Source organism: Tropicimonas sediminicola (genome assembly GCF_900188335.1).
Lineage (GTDB): Bacteria > Pseudomonadota > Alphaproteobacteria > Rhodobacterales > Rhodobacteraceae > Tropicimonas > Tropicimonas sediminicola.
Map to the genome: position 1 here is coordinate 544,965 of NZ_FZOY01000002.1, position 17,605 is coordinate 562,569.

16 protein-coding genes are annotated in these 17,605 nt (G+C 68.2%); 9 read left to right on the top strand and 7 right to left on the bottom strand.

Annotated features, from left to right (window positions below):
* The first annotated feature begins 30 nt into the window (after nucleotides 1-30).
* A complete protein-coding gene (locus CHB86_RS06875) occupies nucleotides 31-1,086 on the top strand; it encodes a YeeE/YedE family protein (RefSeq protein ID WP_089232262.1) in 1,056 nt (351 codons plus the stop codon).
* Nucleotides 1,087-1,147: 61 nt separating this feature from the next.
* Here the strand turns inward: CHB86_RS06875 and CHB86_RS06880 are convergent, their stop codons facing one another.
* From CHB86_RS06880 to CHB86_RS06890, 3 genes are all read right to left on the bottom strand, one after another.
* The gene (locus tag CHB86_RS06880; RefSeq protein ID WP_089232263.1) at nucleotides 1,148-2,134 is read right to left on the bottom strand and encodes an aldo/keto reductase; all 987 of its coding nucleotides are present in this window, start codon (nucleotides 2,132-2,134) and stop codon (nucleotides 1,148-1,150) included.
* Between the two features lie 151 nt (nucleotides 2,135-2,285).
* Nucleotides 2,286-3,131, bottom strand: coding sequence for a hypothetical protein (locus CHB86_RS06885; protein WP_089232264.1), 846 nt, complete (start codon nucleotides 3,129-3,131; stop codon nucleotides 2,286-2,288).
* Between the two features lie 126 nt (nucleotides 3,132-3,257).
* Nucleotides 3,258-4,640, bottom strand: a complete 1,383-nt coding sequence (locus CHB86_RS06890) for a bifunctional enoyl-CoA hydratase/phosphate acetyltransferase (RefSeq protein ID WP_089232265.1) — start codon at nucleotides 4,638-4,640, stop codon at nucleotides 3,258-3,260.
* Nucleotides 4,641-4,937: 297 nt separating this feature from the next.
* On the opposite strand from CHB86_RS06890, the gene CHB86_RS06895 reads away from it, so the two are divergent.
* The gene (locus CHB86_RS06895; RefSeq protein WP_245837793.1) at nucleotides 4,938-5,363 is read left to right on the top strand and encodes a hypothetical protein; all 426 of its coding nucleotides are present in this window, start codon (nucleotides 4,938-4,940) and stop codon (nucleotides 5,361-5,363) included.
* Between the two features lie 39 nt (nucleotides 5,364-5,402).
* Here CHB86_RS06895 and CHB86_RS06900 read toward each other — a convergent pair whose 3' ends face one another.
* Nucleotides 5,403-6,542, bottom strand: coding sequence for an alpha-D-ribose 1-methylphosphonate 5-triphosphate diphosphatase (locus CHB86_RS06900; protein WP_089232266.1), 1,140 nt, complete (start codon nucleotides 6,540-6,542; stop codon nucleotides 5,403-5,405).
* Nucleotides 6,543-6,613: 71 nt separating this feature from the next.
* On the opposite strand from CHB86_RS06900, the gene CHB86_RS06905 reads away from it, so the two are divergent.
* On the top strand, nucleotides 6,614-7,303 hold the full coding sequence (locus CHB86_RS06905) for a DUF1045 domain-containing protein (RefSeq protein WP_089232267.1): 690 nt from the start codon (nucleotides 6,614-6,616) through the stop codon (nucleotides 7,301-7,303).
* Here the strand turns inward: CHB86_RS06905 and phnN are convergent.
* Complete coding sequence (gene phnN / locus CHB86_RS06910) at nucleotides 7,285-7,827, bottom strand: phosphonate metabolism protein/1,5-bisphosphokinase (PRPP-forming) PhnN (RefSeq protein ID WP_089232268.1); 543 nt, start codon at nucleotides 7,825-7,827, stop codon at nucleotides 7,285-7,287. The genes CHB86_RS06905 and phnN overlap by 19 nt on opposite strands.
* Before the next feature lie 147 nt (nucleotides 7,828-7,974).
* On the bottom strand, nucleotides 7,975-8,937 hold the full coding sequence (locus CHB86_RS06915) for a CorA family divalent cation transporter (RefSeq protein WP_089232595.1): 963 nt from the start codon (nucleotides 8,935-8,937) through the stop codon (nucleotides 7,975-7,977).
* Between the two features lie 239 nt (nucleotides 8,938-9,176).
* Between CHB86_RS06915 and CHB86_RS24565 the strand changes: the two genes are divergently transcribed.
* Complete coding sequence (locus tag CHB86_RS24565; RefSeq protein ID WP_176442795.1) at nucleotides 9,177-9,323, top strand: hypothetical protein; 147 nt, start codon at nucleotides 9,177-9,179, stop codon at nucleotides 9,321-9,323.
* 252 nt (nucleotides 9,324-9,575) lie between these two features.
* The gene (locus tag CHB86_RS06920; RefSeq protein ID WP_089232269.1) at nucleotides 9,576-10,751 is read left to right on the top strand and encodes an alpha-D-ribose 1-methylphosphonate 5-triphosphate diphosphatase; all 1,176 of its coding nucleotides are present in this window, start codon (nucleotides 9,576-9,578) and stop codon (nucleotides 10,749-10,751) included.
* Between the two features lie 125 nt (nucleotides 10,752-10,876).
* Here the strand turns inward: CHB86_RS06920 and CHB86_RS06925 are convergent, their stop codons facing one another.
* Complete coding sequence (locus CHB86_RS06925) at nucleotides 10,877-12,418, bottom strand: acetolactate synthase large subunit (RefSeq protein ID WP_089232270.1); 1,542 nt, start codon at nucleotides 12,416-12,418, stop codon at nucleotides 10,877-10,879.
* A gap of 257 nt (nucleotides 12,419-12,675) precedes the next feature.
* Here CHB86_RS06925 and CHB86_RS06930 point away from each other — a divergent pair, with 257 nt between their 5' ends.
* The 4 genes from CHB86_RS06930 (at nucleotide 12,676) to CHB86_RS06945 (ending at nucleotide 17,590) form a co-directional block, all read left to right on the top strand.
* Nucleotides 12,676-13,569, top strand: a complete 894-nt coding sequence (locus CHB86_RS06930) for an aldo/keto reductase (protein ID WP_089232271.1) — start codon at nucleotides 12,676-12,678, stop codon at nucleotides 13,567-13,569.
* Between the two features lie 44 nt (nucleotides 13,570-13,613).
* On the top strand, nucleotides 13,614-14,120 hold the full coding sequence (locus CHB86_RS06935; protein WP_089232272.1) for a flavin reductase family protein: 507 nt from the start codon (nucleotides 13,614-13,616) through the stop codon (nucleotides 14,118-14,120).
* A 33-nt stretch (nucleotides 14,121-14,153) separates the two neighbouring features.
* Nucleotides 14,154-15,011, top strand: coding sequence for a PaaX family transcriptional regulator C-terminal domain-containing protein (locus CHB86_RS06940; RefSeq protein ID WP_089232273.1), 858 nt, complete (start codon nucleotides 14,154-14,156; stop codon nucleotides 15,009-15,011).
* Between the two features lie 185 nt (nucleotides 15,012-15,196).
* A complete protein-coding gene (locus CHB86_RS06945) occupies nucleotides 15,197-17,590 on the top strand; it encodes a glycogen/starch/alpha-glucan phosphorylase (protein WP_089232274.1) in 2,394 nt (797 codons plus the stop codon).
* Nucleotides 17,591-17,605: the final 15 nt, after the last annotated feature.

A 17,605-nucleotide genomic window follows, 5' to 3' on the forward strand; every position in this document is an offset into this window, starting at 1 on the left:
CCCGGCCTGAACAGCTGGGGAGGGCTGTTTATGGGCGAGATCCTGCAAGACAGCGTGCTTGTCGCGCTGCTTGGATTCCTGGGAGGCCTGGGCCTGGGGCTTGCAGCCCGTATCGGCCGCTTCTGCACACTTGGCGCAATCGAAGACGCTCTTTACGGCGGGTCCGACATCCGGATGCGCATGTGGGCGGTTGCGATCGGCGTCGCGGTCATCGGCGCCTTCGGTCTCGCCGGAGCCGGCCTCTTCGAACCGACCGACAGTTTCTACCTCGGAACCGGCTGGAACCCGGTCGCCCATATCGTTGGCGGCCTCGTTTTCGGCTATGGCATGGCGCTGGCCGGAAACTGCGGCTACGGGGTGCTCGCCCGGGTCGGCGGCGGCGACCTGCGCGCCTTCATCATCGTCCTGGTGATGGCGATCGCCGCCTATTCGGTGATCTCCGGTCCCTTTGCCGCGCTGCGGGTCGCGGTCTTTCCCGACACCCTGCTGGGCACCGGCACGCCCGCGGGCTTCGCGCATCTTCTGTCCGACGCAACCGGCCTCGCCCCCGCCGCCATCGGGATCCTGATCGGGGCCGCGATCCTTGCCGCCGCGCTTGCGCCGGCGCGGGTGCGGGCGAGCCGCAAGGCGATGGGTTGGGCGGCGGTCGTCGGCCTGTCGATCGTCTCGGGCTGGGCCGCCACTACCTACATGTCCCACCGCAGTTTCGGCGCCATACCGGTCGAGAGCCACACCTTCTCGGCCCCGCTCGGCGACACCGTGCTCTACGCCATGCTCGCCTCGGGCATGAACCTCTCCTTCGGCGTCGGCTCGGTGGCCGGCGTGCTCTGCGGCGCCTTCATCGGCAGCCTGCGCAAGGGGCATTTCCGCTGGGAAGCCTGCGAGGACCCGAGGGAACTCCGCCGCCAGATCGGCGGCGCGGTCATGATGGGCGCGGGCGGCGCCGTCGCGATCGGCTGTTCCGTGGGACAGGGGCTCTCCGCCTTCTCGCTGCTGGCCTTCTCGGCCCCCCTGACGCTCGGCGCGATCATGATCGGCGCCTGGCTCGGGCTGCGGCAGCTGATCCACGGCTTCGCCCCGCTCTGACGCCCCGGCGGCCTCCCGGAAAGATCTTCGGGGGGCTCTCAGCCCCCCGCGATCCGACGCCTCAGTATGCGCCCCGGATGTGGTCCTTGATCTCCGCCGCGTAGAACGCCGCAAGCTCCTCGTGCAGTGCCTTGGGCAGCGGCGCCACGTCCGACGCCGCGGCATTCCGCAGGATCTGGTCCGGCGCCGAGGCCCCCGGGATGATCGTGGACACCGCCGGATGATCGAGGATCCAGCGCTGCGCCATCTTGGCCAGCGTCATGCCCTCCGGCCGCATCCCCTTGAGCGCCTCGGCCAGTTCCACCGCCTTCTCGAACGGCAGTCCGGAGAAGGTCTCGCCCACGTTGAAGGCCGCACCGTCGCGGTTGTAGTTGCGGTGGTCCTTCGCATCGAAGGTCGTCTCGGCGGTGAACTTGCCGCTGAGCACTCCGCTCGCCAGCGGCAGACGGACGATGATGCCGACGCCCTTCGCGTCCGCCTGCGGCAGAAGTTCGGTGACCAGCTTCTGCCGGAACAGGTTGAAGATCACCTGCAGCGACAGCAGCCCCTCCTGCTCAAGGCAGATCAGCCCCTCTTCCACCGTCTCGACGCTGGCGCCGAAATGCCGGATCGCGCCCTCGTCCTGCAGCTTGCGGAGCCAGTCGAATATCTCGCCCTGCCGCATCACCTCGGTCGGGATGCAATGGAGTTGCACAAGGTCGATGGCCTCCACGCCCAGCCGCTCCCGGGATGCCTCGACGCCGCGGCGCAAGGCGTCCTCGGTGTAGCCGTCGGGATAGACGCCCGGGCCCCGCCCGAACTTGGTGGCCACCCGGATCGGCGCCCCGTCCCAGTGCTTCAGGAACTGCCCGATCAGATCCTCGCTGCGCCCTGCCCCGTAGACATCGGCGGTATCGAAGAAGCTCACACCATGCGTTGCGGCGGTGGTCAGGATCTCGAGCCCGATGTCGCGCGCCACGCCGCTGCCCCAGTCGGCGCCGAGCTGCCAGCAGCCCAGCCCCACCTCGCTCACGTCGAATCCCTTCGCGCCCAGCTGTCTCGTCTTCATGAATGCCTCGCTGATTGGGCCCCGCGCCGTCGCACCCCTGCGGAGGACAGCGGACCTCGGGCGCGTTATCGGTGCCCTGCCCCAGAGGGTCAACTGCACCATCGGACGCGCCCCCTGAGCACGTCGCCTGACCTGCCCTCGCCGGCGCCGCTCAGCTGCGGCCGGCCAGCGCCTGCTCCATGTCGTAGATTGTCACCAGCATCGCCGTTGCATCTGTCCGGATCAGGCCCTCGGTGGCGCGCTGCATGTCGAGGATCGAGGCCATCACCAGGAACAGGAAGCCGGAGAATGCGAAGGTGCGCCAACTGAGCTTGCGTCCGATGGTCCCGGCCCGGTTGCCGAGCAGGAACAGCGCGAGCAGGGCCGCGGCGAGCAACATCGCCTGCGCCAGTTCGGAGACCGGCACCGAGAGCGTCTCCACCCGGTAGAGGTGCGAATCCAGCGCCTCGTTCACGGCGCCTGCGACAAAGGCCTTCATCGGCGGCGGCAGCGGGTCGGCCGTGGCTTCCAGCGTCAGGGGCCAGAGCCTCGCCTGCAACTCGAGCGTCGTGGCGATGAAGCGCTGCGCCTCCTCCAGCGAGGTGATCGAGTTGTCTCCCGGCAGGAGCCGCGTCCGCGCATAGTCCAGAAGCGCCACCTGCAGATCTGTCCTGCCGGGCTCGGCGAGGTAGTCCGCCCGGAGGAACGCGGTTCCTAGGGCCGCAGCCTCCGAAACGAGGACAGACTTGCGGGTTTGCGAGAGGTTCAGGGAGTTGCCGTAGCTGAAGGCGATCAGCAGCCCGAGCAGCGCCAGCGCGGCGCCCAGCGTCGTCTCCCCGGCCACCTGGTCCACCGGACGCCCGGTCTTGATCAGAACCTGACGACGCCGCGCGCCGGACAGGAAGCCGAGGACCGCGGCCGCCGGCAGCGATACCAGAAGGATCAGCATTGCCCCGCCTATCGAGAAATACGGCAAGCTGATGTTGTCGTACAAGGCCGCAGCGCCGATCGGTTCCATCTCCCCCTCCCCAGCAGGATCTCCTCAGACTGAATATGAGCAGATCGCGTCCGAGCGCGCTACATGTTTGCGAATGACTCCCGTCTTTTCAGGGGGCTGCGCGACGTTGCGAAGGTCGCCCCACGCTCAGGCCGGCGGCTTGCGATGGGCATAGAGCGCCGCCACCGCGCAGGAGACGAGCCGCGCCTTGTCGTCATCGGCACGGCTGGTCAGGATCACCGGGCATTTCGCCCCGATCACGATGCCGCCCGCCTCCGCATGCGCGATGAAGGTCAGCTCCTTGGCAAGCATGTTGGCGGATTCGAGGTTCGGCGCGATCAGGATCTCGGCCTGCCCCGCGACCATCGACTGGATGCCCTTGGTACGGGCGGCCTCGAGGTTGATCGCGTTGTCCATCGCCAGCGGTCCGTCGACCAGCGCCCCGGTGATCTGCCCGCGCTCGGCCATCTTGGAGAGCGCGGCAGCCTCGAGCGTGGAGGGGATCCTCGGGTTCACCGTCTCCACCGCCGAGAGGATGCCGACCTTGGGCTCGGCCATGCCGAGCGTATGGGCAAGGTCGATCGCGTTCTGGGTGATGTCCACCTTGGTTTCGAGGTCCGGCGCAATGTTGATCGCGGCGTCAGAGATCAGCAGCAGGTGGGTGAGCCCCGGCACGTCCATCACGAAGACATGGCTCAGCCGGCGCCCCACCCGCAGCCCGCCATCCCGCTTGACGATCTCCGCCAGCAGGATGTCGGTGTGCAGGTTGCCCTTCATCAGCGCCGCCGCACGCCCCTCGTTGACAAGTCGGACACCGAGCGCGGCCGCGGCCCGGTGGCGCGGCTCGTCGATCAGCTCGAATGCCGAGATGTCCCGGCCGACCTTGGCGGCCGCCTCCCTTATCTTGGCCGCATCGCCGATCAGGATCGGGTCGATCAGCGTGTTGTCGTAGCCGAGCAACGGCCCAAGCAGCGCATCCTCGCTCTCGGGCGCCACAACGGCCGTCCGGATCGGCGGCAACGGCCGCGCCTCCGCCAACAGCTTGTCGAAATGGACATGCCGCTCGACGATCAGGCCGGGGATGTCGTCGAAACTGTAGTCCATCGGGTCGGTCGGCGCGATCACTTCGGCCACGCCCCGCGCCAGCTTCTTGCCGTCGGTGGTGTCGATGGCGCATTCGAAAACGGCGATGCAATCGTCCTTCTTCTCGGTCAGCTTGATCCGGACGACAACCTCGTCACCGGCAAAGGCGCGTTCGAAGAACTCGAGGCAATGGGACTTGTAGAGCGTGCCCGGCCCGGGAAGCTTGTTGCCGAGCACCGACGAAACCAGCGTGGCGATCCACATCGCCGGGGCCACCGGCTCCTGAAGCGCCCCCTCGACATTCTTGAACCGTGGGAAGTGCTTGGGGTTCATGTTGCCGGTGATGTTGGCGAAGACGAAGAAGTCGTCGGCGCGGCAGACCCGGCGCAGCTCGGCCTCCATTCCCACTTCCAGCGCGTCCCAAGGCGTGTTCCTGATGGTCGTCATCGTCACATCCCATGTCCCGGTCGCGGTTGTCGTGAGATGCGGCGGCCCCCGGGCGGCCAGTGCATCGACAGGTGTTGCCCGCCAAGACCTATCTCAGGGCCGCAAGTTCATGACAGACGATCTGTCGCCGCAGGCCGCCTCTCGGGCCGGGTGTTTCCCGAATGCAGCGCCCCTGAAAGGCCCGCGCCGCACCCCGCGCGGTCGCAAGCGCCCTGCTCAGAAAGGTTTGCGCACCGCCGGCAACGTGCTAACCCTTAGGAACGAGCGTTTTTTTGGTTACCTTGAGAGAGCAATCCGATGATGCCGAAATCCATTGCGGCCTTGGCCATGGTCGCCATTTCAGGCCTGAGCGCCGCCCCTGCACTTGCCCAGGACAGCGGCTTCGGGCTGGAACTGAACAACGTCCGGGATTCCGAGAACGGCTGCCGCATGACCTATGTCGCGCGCAACGCAACCGGCACGGATCTCGATGCGATCTCCTTCGAGGTTGCCGTCTTCGACGCGAGCGACATCGTATCGCGGCTGCTGATCCTCGAGTTCGGGGCGCTGACCGACGGCAAGACCAAGGTCGTCCAGTTCGATCTCGCCGATCAGCCCTGTGAAGGCATCAACCGCCTTCTGATCAACAACGTCACCGAATGCGCCGCCAGCGAGGGCGAAGCGCCGGATTGCATGGCCGTGCTGAACGCCAGCAGCCGCACCGACGTGGGCTTCGGGCTCTGACAGCTTCGGGCGGGCGCCTCGGGCTCCCGCCTCCACGGGTCAGGCCACGCGACGACCGGCAACCCAGGCGCCCCGAACCGCGCCGGCGCCGGCGACCCTGTGCACCCGGATCACATCGGCGCGGGCGCCGATCTCCAGTCGCCCGCGATCCGCAAGCCCGACCACATCCGCCGGCGCCGTCGTTACGGTGCGCACGCCGCGCGGCAGATCCCCCCAGAAATCGCCCAGCATCAAGGCCGCCGAGAGCAGCGCCGAAGGCACGTAATCCGAGCTGACGATGTCCAGCATCCCGGCCTCCGCCAGGGCACTGGCGGCGACATTGCCGGAATGGCTGCCGCCCCGGATCAGGTTCGGCGCTCCCATCATCACCGCGATCCCGTGGTCGTGGCAGGCGGACGCCGCCTCCAGCGTGGTCGGGAATTCCGCCAACCGGACCCCGTGCGCCGCCGAGACCTCGACATGCTCGCCGATGGTGTCGTCGTGGCTGGCCAGCACCGCACCGTAGCGCCGCGCCTCCGCCACCGCCGCCGCCTCGTGCGCTTCCCCATACCTGTCGCGGAGGGCGCGCAAATGGGCCACATGCTGCAGGAACTGGTCGTCGGACATGCCGTGCTTGCCCTGCACATACTGCTTGAGGCGGGAGACATCCCGGAACTGCCGCTGTCCCGGCGTGTGATCCATCAGGCTGACGATGCCGATCCGGTCCCCGGGGCCGAAGGCCGCCATCTCCTCGATCAGGGTCTGCGAGCAGATCTCGGCCCGCAGGTGCAGGTAATGGCTGATCCGGAGCACGCCCTCGGCGCGCAGTTGCAGCAGCTCGGTCGCCAGCCCGCGGGCATAGGCGGCGTAGTCGTTGCGGGGATTCGGCACCGAACCCACCCGCATCGCGTCGAAGACCGTGGTGATCCCGACGCTGGCCAGTTCCGCGTCATGGGCCACGATCGCCGCCGCGTGGGGCCAATCGACCTTTGGCCGTGGCTGAATGTGCCGCTCCAGGTTGTCGGTGTGCAGCTCGATCAGCCCCGGCATCACAAGATCGCCCTCGCAATCGACCGCCCCCTCGGGCACGCCGCCGCCCGCCGCGATGTCGACGATCCGCCCGCCGTCGATCCTCAGACTGCCCATCTGCACGCAGTCGGGAAGCACCATCCGGGCATTGGCGAGAATTGTCAGCGACATGAGAGGTTCCGTTCTTCTATGATCTCGCGGCCAGAGCCGTGACGTGCTAGGCGCGAGACAGGAGGAAAGCCATGGACGGTTTCACGCGATACGCGCTCTACTACGCTCCGCCACCTGGCGCCCTGGCGGATTTCGGTGCCGCATGGCTCGGCTGGGATCCGCGCGGCGGCCGCAAGGTGGCGCGCACCACCCTGCCCGGCCTGCCGATGCCGGTGGCGAAGATCACCGAGCCCCCGCACCGCTACGGCTTGCACGCCACGCTCAAGCCGCCCTTCCGGCTGGCGCCGGGCTTCGACGTCTCCGAGCTGCACAACGCGGTGGAGGCGCTCGCCTCCTCTCTCGAGCCGGTGATGGTGGACGGGCTGCGGCTTGACCGGATCGACGGCTTTCTTGCCCTCGTCCCCGAGGGCGACCCCACCCCGCTCGCCCTGCTGGCCGCCCGCGTGGTCGAGGCGCTCGACGCCTTCCGCGCCGTACCGAGCGAGGCCGAGCTGGAACGCAGACGGCAGGCCGGCCTCAGCCACCGGCAGGAGGTACTGCTCCAGCAATGGGGCTATCCCTACGTGATGGAGGAATACCGTTTCCACCTCACGCTCTCCGGCCCGCTGCCCGACGAGGAGGCCGAAGAGATCGAAACCCTCCTCTCCCCCGTGCTCGAGCCGATCCTGCCCGCCCCCCTTCGCATCCGGGACATCTGTCTCTTCGGCGAAGGCCAGGACGGGCGCTTTCACAACCTGCACCGCTACACGTTGAACGGCTGAAGCACGGACAGGAAGGCCTGCACCGCGGCCTCGAGCTCTCCGTTGTTCTCGACCACACGGATCGGCGGTCCGTATGGGATCTCATAGGCAGCCCTCGCAAGCCGCGTCGCCATGCCGTCCCTGGTCTCGCGCCCGCGCGCGGCCAGCCGCTCGGCCAGCACCGGCACGGAGGCCGTCACCAGGATAACCGACAGGCCGGGAAATTCCTCCCAGGCCCGCCCCATCACACCGCGAGAGCCGTTGAACAGCACGTCGCGCCCCTCGGAGACCGCAAGGTCGATGCTGCTCGGGATCCCGTAGAACAGCCCGTGCGCCTCCCAGTCGAGCGCGAAATCGCCCTCGGCCTTGCGACGCTGGAACTCCTCCACGCTGACCGAGTCGAATTGCTCGCCCCCGGGCACCTCCGGCCGGGTGATGACCCGGCGCACGACATGCAGGTCAGGCCGGCGGCGCTTGGCCTCCGCCATCAGGGTATCCTTGCCGGCGCCCGAAGGTCCGACCACTGCGAACAGCCGCCCCGCCATGTCAGCTCTCTTTCATCCTGCTGGCGCTGCTATCGAACTGCTGTCGCAGAGGCGTGACGTCGCCCACCGACAGCGCCCTGCGTCGGCCGCCACACATGCCCGCCTCAATTCTCATGCCCCTGCCTCCCCTGGTCGCTCCGGCCCGATTCAGAGCCAGCCGCGCCACTTGAAATACAGATACCCGATCGCCCCGGACCCCACCATCAGAAGCACTGCGAAGAGGAAGCCCCATTCGCCATGCAGCCCGGGCATCCAGTCGAAATTCATCCCGTAGATCGACGAAATCAGCGTTGCCGGCGCAAACAGCGCCACCAGCGCCGAGAGCACCGACACCGCCTTGTTCTGCTCCAGGTCGATCAGGCCCAGCGTCGCGTCGGTGACGAAGGAAACGCGCTGCGACAGGAAATCTGCATGGACCTCCAGCGCTGCGATGTCGCGCGCCTGTCCGCGGGCGAGCCGCTTGGCATCCCGGCTGGTCTCTTTTTCCGTTGGAAACTGCTCAATGTAGTTCAGCGCCCGCTCCAGCGTCAGCAGCGACAGCCGCACCTTGCCGATCCGCTCGCCCAGCAGACCGGCCGCGATCAGCGCCCGTTGCAGCACGTTGGCACGGCCAAGCCCGCCTTCGTCGAACACCTGCAGCGAGATCTCGTCGAGCTTGCGCCCGATCTCCTCGAGCGTGTCGGCGAGATGGTCGACGATATCCTCCACCAGCCCCATGGCGACCCGCCCAGGCGTGGCCGAGCCGATGCCGTCCCGCCCGGAATTGGCAACATAGCGCCGAAACGGCTCGGGATCGTGGTAGCGGACCGTGACCAGCCGCTCGTGGGCCAGGATGAAACAGACCGGCAGGGATTTTCGGCGCCCCTCGGGCGTCAGGCCGGGCAGCACCACAGTCATGTAATCGGTGGAGCCTTCCCGGTAGAGCCGGCTGGAGATCTGGATCTCCTCCAGGTCCGTCAGGCTCGGAACGCTGAGCCCGAGCGCCTCGACCCTCTCGATCTGCTGGGGCTGCGGCCCGAACAAGTCGATCCAGACGCAATCCTCGAGCCCCTCCTCCTGGGACAGGATCGGGCGCAGGCCCCGTTCGGTGTTCCGGTAGGCATGGAGCATGAGAGGGACCCGCGAGGCGATCAAATCGGGATCTGGGTATACCTGTAAGTTCGACGATCCAAGCCCCTCTCGCCCTCGGCGCGACGCTTGCGCATGGGAATGTCGAGACAATCGGGCAGCGCACGGGCTGTTGGACACGGCGCGGTTCGAATTGTCCCCGTTCGAACCCTCCGCCGCCACGCCACCGCCCCAATTGGGCGGCATGGTCATCGGCGTAATAGGTAGCGGAGGAAGACATCATGGCATGGCTGTCGCAGATCACCGTCGGAGAAGTCATCATGACCTTCCTCGCCTGTTGCCTGATCCACGAAACGCTGGTCGTTGTCCTGCCGGACCATCTCGCCGGCCCGGGCGGCTGGCTCATCGATACCGGCGACCAGGACTGACGGCCCCGTCTGCGGCGCACGAACTGCTGCCCCCCTGAATGACGGCTGTGCGACGCAGCCCCGCTGTCACGTCCGTGCCCCGACGAACCGCGCGTGCAAGAACGCAGCCCGGCACGGGATCACCGGCCTGAGACCACGTCACGTTCCTGCGAAAACGCCCTGAAAACCGGTCGTTTCGTCACAATCGCGATACAGAATATGCGTATCCCGGTGAGACAAAGTGACGAAGCGGCAACTCAGAGCACTCACCCGATGCACACGGCCCTGCCCCCGGTGCGCCTGACCGGCGCGCATATCCTCCGCGACGGCGCCATCCAGCGCCGTTCGCTGGCGATTGCCGATGGCCGGATCACCAAGGGTCCGTTGCCGGAGGTGGACATGCGGGGCTACCTGCTGCTGCCGGGGATTATCGATCTGAACGGAAATGCGCTCGCGCGCAACCTCTGGCCCGAACCGCATGACGACCTGAAGCGCGTGCTGTCCGCCATCGACCGCGACGCCGCCGCCCATGGCGTGACCACCGGCTGGCTGGCGCAGGGCTGGTCCTGGGAGGGCGGCACCGAGGGCCCGGATTTCGCCGAGCGCCTGCTCGCAACCCATCTCGCCCGCCAGCCGACCCTCGGCACCGACCTGCGGCTGCAGCTCAGATGCGAGACGCACCTGCTCGGCACGGCCGACCGGATGCTCGCCGCGATCCGCCGCCACGGCGTCGATTTCGTCCTCTTCGACAACCGCCTCGAGCAGGCGCTGGAGATGGCGCGCTGCAACCCGGAGGCATTCGCCGTTCGCGCCCGGCGGGCCTGCCGAACACCGAGCGATCTCCGGGACGGGATCGAGGAGATGCTCGCGCGCCATTCCGAGGTTCCGCGGCATCTCTGCCGGCTTGCGGAAGCCTTCGACGTGCTCGGCGTCTGCTACGGCAGCAAGGCCGATCCGGACGGCGAGACCCGCGAGACCTATTCGATGATCGGCGCCAGCATCGCCGCGATGCCCGGCTCGCGCCAGGCCGCCGCCGCAGCCAAGGCCATGAACGACCCGGTGATCCTTTCCGCCCATGACGTTCTGTTCGGCGGAAAGAAGACCGGGGGCACCCGCCCCGTCGACCTGGTCGCGCAACACCTGTGCGACGCGCTGGTTTCGGACGACCATTACCCGTCGCTCGCGGCCGCGGCGTGGGCGTTGGTCGACAGGGGCCTGCGCAGCCTGCCCGACGCCTGGACGATGATCTCCTCCGGCCCGGCGGAGATCATGCGCCTGACCGATCGCGGCACGCTCGATTTCGGCAAGCGTGCCGACGTCGTCGCCGTCAACACCCGGACCCGCGAAGTCGAGATGACCATTGCGGGGGGCGTTGTCACCCATCTCGGCGAAGGCGCGGCCCGGCGCTTCGCCGGTTTCAACGCGATGCTGGACATGGCGGCGGAATAGCGCTCCGCTCTCGGGCACCAGACATCCTGCAACCGCCGGATGCGGGTATTTTCACCAAGAAGACGAGAGCCGGGCTTTCTTCTTGGCTGAAATACCCAAGTCCATCGGCATTGCCGGGCGACGCGTTAGAGGACCACTTCGATCAGGTAGGGGCCAGGCTCGCCGACACCGCGCCGGAAGGCCTCCGCGAAGCCCTCCGCATCCGTCACCCGCGCGGCCTCCACCCCGTGACCGGCGGCAAGCGCCACCCAGTCGAGCGTGGGATCCTCGACGTTGAACATGCGTTCCGCATTGCGCCCGACGCTGTTGACGCCGACGTTGGCAAGCTCGCCGCGGAGGATCTGGTAGCCGCGGTTCGCGAACACGATGACCAGCACGTCCAGCCGCTCGCGCGCCATGGTCCAGAGCGATTGCAGGGTGTACATGGCAGAACCATCGCCCGTGGGAGCGATCACCCGGCGGTCCGGGCAGGCGACGGCCGCGCCCACCGCGAGCGGCAGGGCCGCGCCGATGGCGCCGCCGGGATTGGTCAGCCAGTCGTGGCGGCGAGCCGTTCGCGTCGCCTTGGCCAGGGGGTGGCCCGAGGTGATCGCCTCGTTGGCCACGATAGCCCCCTCGGGCATCAGCGCCGCCATTACCTGCCCCACCTTCACCGCATCGATCGGGCCTGTGGGCAGGTCCGGCAGATCGAGCGGAAGCGTGGCAGGCGCGGCTCCGGATGCGCCCGTCGCCTCGACAAGCGCTTCCAGCGTCCAGGCGATGTCCATGTCCGGCCCGCAGAGATCCAGGATCCGGCAATCCGCGGGTGTGGGGGTCGAGGGCTTGTCGGGATAGGCGAAGAACGCCACCGGCTCTCCGGCGCCGAGCAGCACCATGTGCCGAACGTCCCGCAGGATCTCGACATTCTCCAGCACCGGGTAGTGGAGGCACTCGATCGCGACCGCCCCCTCCCCTCGTTCGATGCGCGGCACGAAGAGGTCGGCCATGAGCCTGCACCCGGTCTGGGCCGCGATCCGGCCCGCCACCCGCGCCAACTCGCCATGAAGCGCGAGGCCACCGACGAAGAGCGCCGCCCCCGGCGCGCGAAGAGCCTTGGCGGCCGCGGCGATCTGATCCGGGCGTGGGCGATGCAGGCGCACCGGCGGCAGCGGCGTGGCCGGCGCCTCGGCCTCCTCCCAGGCGGTGTTGGCCGGAAGCACCAGCGTCGCGATCTGGCCATTGCGGGCCCGCGCCGCCCGGATCGCCTCGGCCCCGTCCTGCGCCACGGAGAGCGCGTCGGCCGAGGTGCGCAGCCAGTGCGAAACCCCGCGCGTGACGCCCTCGATGTCGCCCTTGAGCGGGGCATCGTATTTCAGGTGGTAGTCGGCGTGCTCGCCCACGACGTTGATCATCGCGCTGTGCCCCTTGCGGGCGTTGTGCACGTTGGCGTAGCCGTTGCCGAAGCCCGGCGCGAGGTGCAGCAGGGTCGCCGCGGGCCTGCCGCTCATCCTGTGATAGCCGTCCGCCGCCCCGGTCACGCCGCCCTCGAACAGGCTCAGCACGCACCGCATGTCGGGATGGGTGTCGAGCGCCGCGACGAAATGCATCTCCGACGTGCCGGGATTGGCGAAACAGACGTCCACGCCTCCGGCCAGAAAGGTTTTCACCAGGGATTCCGCACCGTTCATGCGCCCGCCTCCGCTCTTGCCCGGCCCGCCACGGGGCCCTTCGTGGCGCACTCAATCACAGCCGGCGCGCGGGCGCATCCCCAAAGACCGAAGGCGCGGCGCCGCACGGGCGGCACGCCCCGCCAAGTACACGGGCAGGAGCCGAGGCTGACTGGCGATGCGCCTTTACCCTGCCGAAAGGGGTGTTCGCAGGCGGCCCTTTGTGGTCGTGTTGGGGCATCGCAAACTCGCCGTGACACATCTTGGAAGGGATCGCCATGGAGCGCGTGGAACTGACCGTCGGCCTCGAACTGAGCCGGATCGTCTATGGGATGTGGCGGCTGCTGGACGACCCCGACCCCTCGCCCGCCCGGGTGCAGGCCAAGATCGAGACCTGCCTCGAGGCCGGCATCACCAGCTTCGACCAGGCGGACATCTATGGCGGCTATTCGGCGGAGGCGCGGCTCGGTGCCGCGCTCACGGCAGCGCCCCACTTGCGCCGGCAGATCGAGATCGTGACCAAATGCGGCATCGTGGCCCCCATGGGCCGGTATGCCGACCGGCGGGTCAAGTATTACGACACCAGCGCCTCCCACATCCTGTCCTCGATAGAGGCGTCGCTGCGGAACATGGCCATCGAGCGGATCGATCTGCTGCTGCTGCACCGCCCCGACCCGATGATGGATCACTACGAGACCGGCCGGGCGCTGGACGAAGCGGTCGCTTCGGGAAAGGTGCGCGCGGTCGGCGTATCGAACTTCCGCCCGCATGACTGGCGGCTGTTGCAGAGCGCGATGGACACGCCGCTCGCCACCAACCAGATCGAGATCAGCCTGCTGGCCAACGCCCCGATGACCAACGGCGACCTCGCTTTCCTGCAGGAACTGGACGTCGCGCCGATGGCCTGGTCCCCGCTCGCGGGCGGCGCGCTGCTGTCCTCGGGGCACAACACGATGAACGAGGCGCTGCGCGCGATCGGCGAACGCGACGGCGTGGAGCCGATGGCGGTGGCGATCTCCTGGCTGCTGGCGCATCCCGCCTGCATCCTGCCGGTTATCGGCACCAACACATTGGAGCGAATCCGTAGGATTCCCGACGCCTTCAAGGTCGACATGGACCGCCAGACGTGGTTCACGCTCTATACCGCCGCGCTCGGGCACGAGGTTCCCTGATCCGCACCGGGCGGCGCGTCGAACAGAGCCGGAAGGACCGACAGATGACCGACAGTTTCGCCCCCGGACCGGGCCGCGAGCGCGAATACCGCACCGCTCTTGGCGCCTTCGCCACGGGGGTCACCGTCGTCACCTGCCGCGATGCCGACGGGCCACTCGGCTTCACCGCTAACAGCTTCACCAGCGTCTCGCTCGACCCGCCGCTGGTGCTGTGGTCGCCGGCCATCACCTCGCCCCGCCACGACGCCTTCGTCGCGGCGCATGATTTCGCGATCCATGTGCTGGAAGCCCGCCAGCTCGACCTGTCGGAGCGTTTCGCCGCCGAGGCGCGCAATTTCGACGGTATCGACTGGCGCGAGGACGCCCGCGGCGTGCCCGAGATCGCCGGTTGCCTGACCCGGCTGGAGTGCCGGCATTTCGCCGCCCATGGCGCGGGGGACCATACCGTGGTGATCGGCCAGGTGGACCGGGTCACCCATACGCCGGGCTCGCCACTCGTCTTCGCGCTCGGCTCCTACGGGCGCTTCTCCCCCAGCCATCCGGGTGACTGAGGGGCAGCCGATTTCCGCCCGGCAAACAGGCACTTGCATACCGGCATCGGCTGGCGGATTGTGCCGCTCATGGACCTGCCGCCGACAGACCCAGTCGCCCCCCTCATCCGATCGCTGCTTGCCGAAGGGCGGCCGCGGGTCTGGTCGATCATTGTCACGGTTCTGGGCGATGCGGTGGAGCCGCATGGCGGCTGGATCGCCTCCGCGCGGCTGTCCGAACTGCTCGAACGCGTGGGCATCGCGCCCGGCGCAATGCGGGCGGCGCTGTCGCGACTGGCCGCCGACGGGTGGCTGGAACGCGAGCGGGAGGGCCGGGCCAGTTTTCACCGCCTGAGCCGCGACCGGTTGAGCGAATACCGCAAGGCCGCGCGTGCGATATATGCCGCGCCCAGAGCGGGCGACATGCAGGACTGGGTTCTGACGATCGGGGTGGCGCCCGATGCGCGCGGCGGGTTGCTGCTCGCGCCGGGCACGGTGCTCTGGCCGGCCGAGGCCGCCCCGAAGAAGGGGGCCGGGCTCCGCATCACCGGCAAGCTCGACCTCTCGGGCAGCATCCCGCTTCCACGACAGCACCTCGACGCCCGCCGCCGGATGCGCAGCGACCTCGCCGCTCTCGACGCTTTCCCCGCCGACCTCGCCCCGCTCGACGCCATGGCGGCGCGACTGCTGCTCCTGCACCGCTGGCGGCGGCTGGTGCTGAAGTTCCCGGATCTGCCCGCCGGGGTCGACCCGACCGGCGACACCGACCTGCGCCGGATGGTGGCCGTGCACTACCGCCGCTTGCTGCCCGCCTCGGAGCGCTGGCTGGCGGAGGCCGGCCCGGGGTTCGACGCCCTGCCCCCCGCCGCGACCGGCGCCGAGCCCTTCACCCGCTTCACGCAGCCTGCCTGAATTCACGGCAGCGGGCGCCCGGGCGGCGTTGTGCCGTGAGCGATTCCGCAACAGCCCTGCTCCGTTGGGCGGGGCGGCGGCCCTGTGGACGCGGCCGGGGTTGCGCCGGTTCGGTGGCTCGGGAATAACCTCGCTGAACGACACGTGCCGCCCTCCCCTCCTGTGGCACCAACCGAGGACGACAGATGACACCCGCCCAGATGAAAGACGCGATCCTCCATCACCTTGTCTACACGCTCGGCAAGGACGCTGCGCACGCGCAGACCTATGACTGGCGGATGGCCCTGTCCTTCGCCGTCCGCGACAAGATCGTCGATCGCTGGTTCGAGGCCACCCGCCGCACCTACGCCGGCCAGCACAAGCGGGTCTACTACCTGTCGATGGAGTTCCTGATCGGCCGCCTGCTGAAGGACGCGATCATCAACATGCGCCTCGAGGAGGCGGCGATCGACGCGCTGCAGGAGCTCAAGGTCGACTACCAGGCGATCCTCGAGGACGAACCGGATGCCGCGCTCGGCAACGGCGGCCTCGGACGGCTCGCGGCCTGTTTCATGGAATCGATGTCGACCATCGGTTGCCCGGCCATGGGCTACGGCATCCGCTACGAGAACGGCCTGTTCCGCCAGCGCTTCGAGAACGGCCGGCAGGTGGAGGAGCCCGAAGACTGGCTGAGCCAGCGCCACGCCTGGGAATTCGAGCGCCCCGAAGTTTCCATCGACATCGGCTTCGGCGGCCACGTCCAGGAGATCGGCAAGCGGGCGAACTGGTATCCCTCCGAAATGCTGATCGCGATGGGCCACGACACGCCGATCATCGGCTGGCGGGGCCGCTGGGGCAACACGCTGCGCCTTTGGGAAGCTCGGCCGATGCACGGCTTCGACCTGCAGCGCTTCAACCGCGGGGATTACGCCGCCGCCGCCGAGCCCGAGGCGCTGGCGCGCACGCTCTCCCGCGTGCTCTACCCCGACGACACGACCGAACAGGGCAAGGAGCTGCGGCTCAAGCAGGAATTCTTCTTCACCTCCGCGAGCCTGCGCGACATCCTGCGCCGCTTCGAGAGCGAGTACGACGACCTGAGGCTGCTGCCCAAGAAGGCCGCGATCCAGATGAACGACACCCACCCGGCCATCGCCGGGCCGGAGCTGGTGCGCCTGCTGGTGGACGAGCGCGGGATCGATTTCGAGGAAGCCGTCGGCATCGCCCGCAATACGCTCTCCTACACCAACCACACGCTGCTGCCAGAGGCGCTGGAACGCTGGGACGAGGGCCTGATGGGCCGCCTCCTGCCCCGCCACCTGCAGCTCATCTTCCGTATCAACGAGCTGCACATGAAGGACGTGGGCACCCGCAAGGTGACCGCGGTGGACGACGGGCACGTCAAGATGGGCGAGCTCAGCTTCATCATGGCGCACCGGGTCAACGGCGTGTCGGCGCTGCACACCGAGCTGATGAAATCGACGGTCTTCAAGGACCTGCACGAGCTGCACCCCAACCGCATCGTCAACGAGACCAACGGCGTCACCCCGCGCCGCTGGCTGCTGTCGTGCAACCCGCGGCTGTCGACGCTGATCACCGACGCGATCGGTGACGACTGGGTCGACGACCTGGAGCAGCTCGAGAAGCTCGAGCCCCATATCGACGACGCGGCCTTCCTCGAGAGCTACGCCGCTGCCAAGCGGCAGAACAAGAACGACCTCGCGAACTGGATCGCCGAGAAGCTCGAAGTCGGCATCGACCCCGAGGCCATCTTCGACGTGCAGATCAAGCGGATCCACGAATACAAGCGCCAGCACCTGAACCTGCTGGAGACCATCGCCCACTGGCTGGAGATCCGAGACAACCCCAACCAGGGCTGGGTGCCGCGCGTGAAGATCTTCGGCGGCAAGGCGGCGCCGGGCTATGTCTTCGCCAAGGAGATCGTGCGCCTGACCAACGACGTCGCCAAGGTGCTCAACAGCGACCCGCTGACCTCGCGCTATCTCAAGGTGGTCTACCCCCCGAACTACAACGTGAGCCTCGCCGAGAAGCTGATACCGGCCTCCGACCTCAGCGAGCAGATCTCGACCGCCGGCAAGGAAGCCTCGGGCACCGGCAACATGAAGTTCGCCCTCAACGGCGCGCTGACCATCGGCACGCTTGACGGCGCCAACGTCGAGATCCGCGAGCACGTGAAGCCGGAGAACTTCTTCCTCTTCGGCATGACCGCCGACGAGGTGATGGAGCGCCGCAGGATCGGCGGCCATGCCGGCCAGGCGATCGCCGCCGACCCGCGCCTCGCCCGCGCCATCGAGGCGATCCGCGCCGGCCGCTTCAGCCCCGACGACCCCGGGCGTTATCACGGTATCGTCGACAACCTCGTGCACCACGACTACTTCGTCGTCTGTTCCGACTTCACCGATTACTGGCGGGCGCAGCGCGAGGTCGACACGGCCTTTGCCGCGCCGAAGGACTGGGCGCGGATGGCGGCGTTCAACACCGCCCGGTCGGGCTGGTTCAGCTCCGACCGGACAATCCGCGGCTACATGGCGGATGTCTGGCACGCCGAGGCCGCGCCAACGGTCGAAGACGCCGCAGGCTGAGGTCTTTGCTTGCGG

Excerpts from the sequence above, each read along its gene's own strand:
- CHB86_RS06875 (WP_089232262.1), top strand. The coding sequence starts at position 31 with ATGGGCGAGATCCTGCAAGACAGCGTGCTTGTCGCGCTGCTTGGATTC.
- CHB86_RS06880 (WP_089232263.1), bottom strand. The coding sequence starts at position 2,134 with ATGAAGACGAGACAGCTGGGCGCGAAGGGATTCGACGTGAGCGAGGTG.
- CHB86_RS06885 (WP_089232264.1), bottom strand. The coding sequence starts at position 3,131 with ATGGAACCGATCGGCGCTGCGGCCTTGTACGACAACATCAGCTTGCCG.
- CHB86_RS06890 (WP_089232265.1), bottom strand. The coding sequence starts at position 4,640 with ATGACGACCATCAGGAACACGCCTTGGGACGCGCTGGAAGTGGGAATG.
- CHB86_RS06895 (WP_245837793.1), top strand. The coding sequence starts at position 4,938 with ATGATGCCGAAATCCATTGCGGCCTTGGCCATGGTCGCCATTTCAGGC.
- CHB86_RS06900 (WP_089232266.1), bottom strand. The coding sequence starts at position 6,542 with ATGTCGCTGACAATTCTCGCCAATGCCCGGATGGTGCTTCCCGACTGC.
- CHB86_RS06905 (WP_089232267.1), top strand. The coding sequence starts at position 6,614 with ATGGACGGTTTCACGCGATACGCGCTCTACTACGCTCCGCCACCTGGC.
- phnN (WP_089232268.1), bottom strand. The coding sequence starts at position 7,827 with ATGGCGGGGCGGCTGTTCGCAGTGGTCGGACCTTCGGGCGCCGGCAAG.
- CHB86_RS06915 (WP_089232595.1), bottom strand. The coding sequence starts at position 8,937 with ATGCTCCATGCCTACCGGAACACCGAACGGGGCCTGCGCCCGATCCTG.
- CHB86_RS24565 (WP_176442795.1), top strand. The coding sequence starts at position 9,177 with ATGGCATGGCTGTCGCAGATCACCGTCGGAGAAGTCATCATGACCTTC.
- CHB86_RS06920 (WP_089232269.1), top strand. The coding sequence starts at position 9,576 with ATGCACACGGCCCTGCCCCCGGTGCGCCTGACCGGCGCGCATATCCTC.
- CHB86_RS06925 (WP_089232270.1), bottom strand. The coding sequence starts at position 12,418 with ATGAACGGTGCGGAATCCCTGGTGAAAACCTTTCTGGCCGGAGGCGTG.
- CHB86_RS06930 (WP_089232271.1), top strand. The coding sequence starts at position 12,676 with ATGGAGCGCGTGGAACTGACCGTCGGCCTCGAACTGAGCCGGATCGTC.
- CHB86_RS06935 (WP_089232272.1), top strand. The coding sequence starts at position 13,614 with ATGACCGACAGTTTCGCCCCCGGACCGGGCCGCGAGCGCGAATACCGC.
- CHB86_RS06945 (WP_089232274.1), top strand. The coding sequence starts at position 15,197 with ATGACACCCGCCCAGATGAAAGACGCGATCCTCCATCACCTTGTCTAC.